This window comes from Mesorhizobium sp. M1A.F.Ca.IN.022.07.1.1, assembly GCF_003997575.1.
GTDB lineage: Bacteria > Pseudomonadota > Alphaproteobacteria > Rhizobiales > Rhizobiaceae > Mesorhizobium.
This window is the reverse complement of record NZ_RZST01000491.1, coordinates 1-3,264: the sequence shown is the minus strand read 5'-3', so window position 1 is coordinate 3,264 and position 3,264 is coordinate 1. Positions and strand designations below refer to the sequence as shown.

The following is a 3,264-nucleotide window of genomic DNA, read 5'->3' as shown; positions in this document are numbered from 1 at the left end:
GTTTCGACGCTGCACGACCGCGGCGCCAAGGTGCTGGTCGAGGGCATCGAGCATGCCACGCATCTGCGCGTCGCGCTCGATGGCGGCGTCGACCTCCTGCAAGGATATCACCTCGCCCGCCCGGCGCTCGCCGGCACCATCTTCAACGAAGAGCCGCTGGCGATCGATGCGCTGCTCGGCATGGACAACAAGGTAGTGCCTTTGCATCAGCGCCGCTGATGCTTTCACTCAAAAACAAATCACTGGATGAACTGCGCACAGGCGAGTTAGAGGCAGCTGATCGTTCGTCGCGCGCGGAGAGGGCCATGATCCTTTATGACATGATCGACAGCGGCAATTGCTACAAGCCGCGTCTGTTGATGGCAAAGCTCGGCATTCCCTTCACCCGCATCGAAGTGAGCTCGCACACCGGGGAGACGCGCAAGGCCGACTATGTCGCCAAGAACCCCAACGCGATGGTGCCGCTGATCGAGCTCGACGACGGCCGACGCATCGCTGAATCCAACGCCATTCTGCTCTATCTCGCCGAAGGCACGCGCTTCCTGCCGGCCGACAGATATGAGCGGGCGCTGGCGTATCAGTGGCTGTTCTTCGAGCAGTACAGCCACGAGCCCTATATCGCGGTGCGCAAGGCGCTGCTCACATTTCCCGAGAGGGCGAAGGATGCGACGCCGGAACGGTTGGCGCTGACCTTGGAGCGCGGCAACAAGGCGCTCGGCGTGATGAACAAGCATCTGGAGCAGAACGCCTTTTTTGCCGGCGCCAGCTACAGCGTCGCCGACATTGCGCTCTATGCCTACACTCACACCGCCGAGATGGGCGGTTTCCAGCTCGACGCCTATCCGGCCGTGGTGGAGTGGCTGAAGCGGGTCGAGACGGACAAGGGGCACGTGCCGATCGAGTGGGTGGGGTAGTCTGTTTCTATGCCGCAGCATTTTGCAGCCGCCGAATGCTGGCTATTTGATGAGACGATCGTATTCGGCATGGGGTGCCGATCCAGATCCAGTCGAAGCATCAGCGCTTTCGAGGGCCAAGGCCCGATAAGTGTCGTCTATCCTCGCCGACCAAAGCTCTCCCACCTTTTGAAATGGAGGGATGGATGTCGCGGATTGGTCTCATCGAAGTGAAGTTCTTGTCGGCCGGCACGGCGAACGGCCTTTGGTCACGCAGTTTGCCGGCAGCAAAGTGGGACCACAAGCGCGGGCGGCGGCTTGCCAATTCAGGCAACAAAAAAGGCGGGACAATGCCCGCCTTCCTATGCCGGTAGCCTGATCGGAAGCGTTGGGGCCGGGCCGGCAGCTATCTGCTGTTCCAGCTTGTCGGGTCCTTTCGCTCCGGCGCGCTTATCGCACGACCGTCAGTACATCCGTGACTTGCCGCCCGCTCCAGGCTCTCGCCCGGTGCGCGTCGCTAACTAGGCGCATTGTGCAATGCCAGGCGATCACGCCCGGCTGCAAAATGCCAGCGCCAAATCAGGCTGCCTTGCTCAGAGACCCAGCAGCGGACTTGCCGGTGCGGCGGTCCTGCTCGATCTCGAAGCTGATCTTCTGGCCTTCAACGAGGGTGGTCATGCCAGCGCGCTCGACGGCGGAGATGTGGACGAAAACGTCCGCGCCGCCATTGTCGGGCTGGATGAAGCCGTAGCCCTTGGTGGCGTTGAACCACTTAACCGTACCAGTTGCCATGTAGAGTCCTTCACATTTGCTTCGTTTGACCGGACCAAAGCCCGGCCGGTGGTATCGAAATTTTGGAGATAGACGTCAGCAAACGCGAAGATCGCGGCCCGATCGATCGGCCAAATTCAATGCGCCGGATATAGTATGGTTCGCGAACGAAAACAAGATGGCGTTACCGGCATGTGCCGCGATAGCGTCCAACGGAGCCCACTGCGCTTGGAAGGTTTGCAGCCGGGGATGCGTTGTGGAGGGAAGATGCGCTTGCTGTTGCGGGAGAAGATCATGAGGACAATTCTGCTTGCCGCCTGCCTGATGTTGGTGGCCGCCGAGGCGCAGGCCGTCTCGCGCTACGACCCGACGCGCATGAGCTGCGACCGCGTGCGGGCGACGATCGCCAGGCAGGGCGCGGTCATCCTGCGCTATCAGTCGACGCGCGTGCCGGGACTGCCGCTTTATGACCGCTATGTGCGGGACGAGCGCTTCTGCAACATGGGCGAGGTGAGAGCGCGGGCCTATGTGCCGAGCGCCGATACTAAATCCTGCCCCGTCTATATCTGCAAACGGCCGGACTTCGACCGGCATTTCCGACGGCGGATCTTCCCACGCCATTAGATTCCTTTCGGCAAGCTGTGTCAGAACGCGAATGATGCCTGAGCGGCCGGCGGCGGACCGACCCGCACGCCTTCCATGGCCAGCATCTTCTCCTTGGTGGCCGAGCCGCCGGTAGCCGAGAAGCCGCCGATCTTGCCCCCCGCGGCAAGGATGCGGTGGCAGGGAATCACCAGCGGCACCGGATTGGCGCCGAGGGCTGCGCCGGTTTCGCGCGCAAGCCCGGCATGGCCGGCCCGCTTGGCCAGTTCGCCATAGGTGGTGGTCTCGCCGAAGCCAAGTTGGCGCGCGGCGTCATAGATGGCGAGGCGGAAATCGTCGACGCCGTCGAGATCGACCGGCACGCCGGAGAAATCGACATCCTCCCCGGCCGCATAGGCCTTGATCGAGGCGATCAGTTCGACCACCCATTGCGGCTGTTCGGTGGAGGTAGAGACGCCGGCATGGCGAAACAGGCGGCGCTCGACCGCTTCGCGGCTGCGCTCGGGCAGGCAGAGCCGGATCAGGCCCTTTTCGCTCCAGGCGATGCCCATGAAGCCGATCACTGTTTCTAACACTGCGTGGCCGGCCGTGATCGGCAATGCGTTTTCCATGGGTGCGCTCCTTTCCGCAAACTGCGAAAAACGGGTACATCTCCAGTACAGATGGGGAACAATATCGCAGTTTGCTTCGAGTCTCGCCACCCGAAAGCTGCACACTGGCCCTGATTGCCCGGTTGGAATCGCTGGTGTAAGGACTTTCAACAACCGACAATCGGACCTGCAGGGCTTGGCAGCGAAAATCATCCTCACCGCGATCGGCGTGCTCGTTGCCGCTGCCGGCCTCAGCGGCTGTACCTCGACCTCACAGATGAAACCCTCGCCGGCGCTTGCGGCGGCATCGACGCCGGCCGCCGAGGACGACACACCGACCATCGCGCTGCCCGAAACCGTTGCTGTGCTGCCGGAGCCTTCCGGCCTCGCTCAGGTGCAAACGGCGG

General features: G+C 62.4%; 4 protein-coding genes and 2 pseudogenes. 4 read left to right on the top strand and 2 right to left on the bottom strand.

Annotated features, from left to right (window positions below; all coding sequences use genetic code 11):
• Together EOA75_RS30975 and EOA75_RS30970 are read left to right on the top strand one after the other, a co-directional pair.
• Positions 1 to 219: pseudogene (locus EOA75_RS30975) on the top strand (EAL domain-containing protein); the annotation flags it as partial.
• Between the two features lie 86 nt (positions 220 to 305).
• On the top strand, positions 306 to 914 hold the full coding sequence (locus EOA75_RS30970; RefSeq protein WP_127215121.1) for a glutathione S-transferase family protein: 609 nt from the start codon (positions 306 to 308) through the stop codon (positions 912 to 914).
• A gap of 558 nt (positions 915 to 1,472) precedes the next feature.
• On the opposite strand, the gene EOA75_RS30965 is transcribed toward EOA75_RS30970, so the two are convergent.
• Positions 1,473 to 1,685 (bottom strand): cold-shock protein, encoded by a 213-nt coding sequence (locus EOA75_RS30965; RefSeq protein WP_066994534.1) that lies wholly within the window; start codon positions 1,683 to 1,685, stop codon positions 1,473 to 1,475.
• A 273-nt stretch (positions 1,686 to 1,958) separates the two neighbouring features.
• Here EOA75_RS30965 and EOA75_RS30960 point away from each other — a divergent pair, with 273 nt between their 5' ends.
• Complete coding sequence (locus EOA75_RS30960) at positions 1,959 to 2,288, top strand: hypothetical protein (RefSeq protein ID WP_067327152.1); 330 nt, start codon at positions 1,959 to 1,961, stop codon at positions 2,286 to 2,288.
• Positions 2,289 to 2,308: 20 nt separating this feature from the next.
• Here EOA75_RS30960 and EOA75_RS30955 read toward each other — a convergent pair whose 3' ends face one another.
• Positions 2,309 to 2,878, bottom strand: coding sequence for a methylated-DNA--[protein]-cysteine S-methyltransferase (locus EOA75_RS30955; protein WP_127325946.1), 570 nt, complete (start codon positions 2,876 to 2,878; stop codon positions 2,309 to 2,311).
• A gap of 175 nt (positions 2,879 to 3,053) precedes the next feature.
• On the opposite strand from EOA75_RS30955, the pseudogene EOA75_RS30950 reads away from it, so the two are divergent.
• Positions 3,054 to 3,264 (top strand): annotated as a pseudogene (locus EOA75_RS30950) (lytic transglycosylase domain-containing protein); the annotation flags it as partial.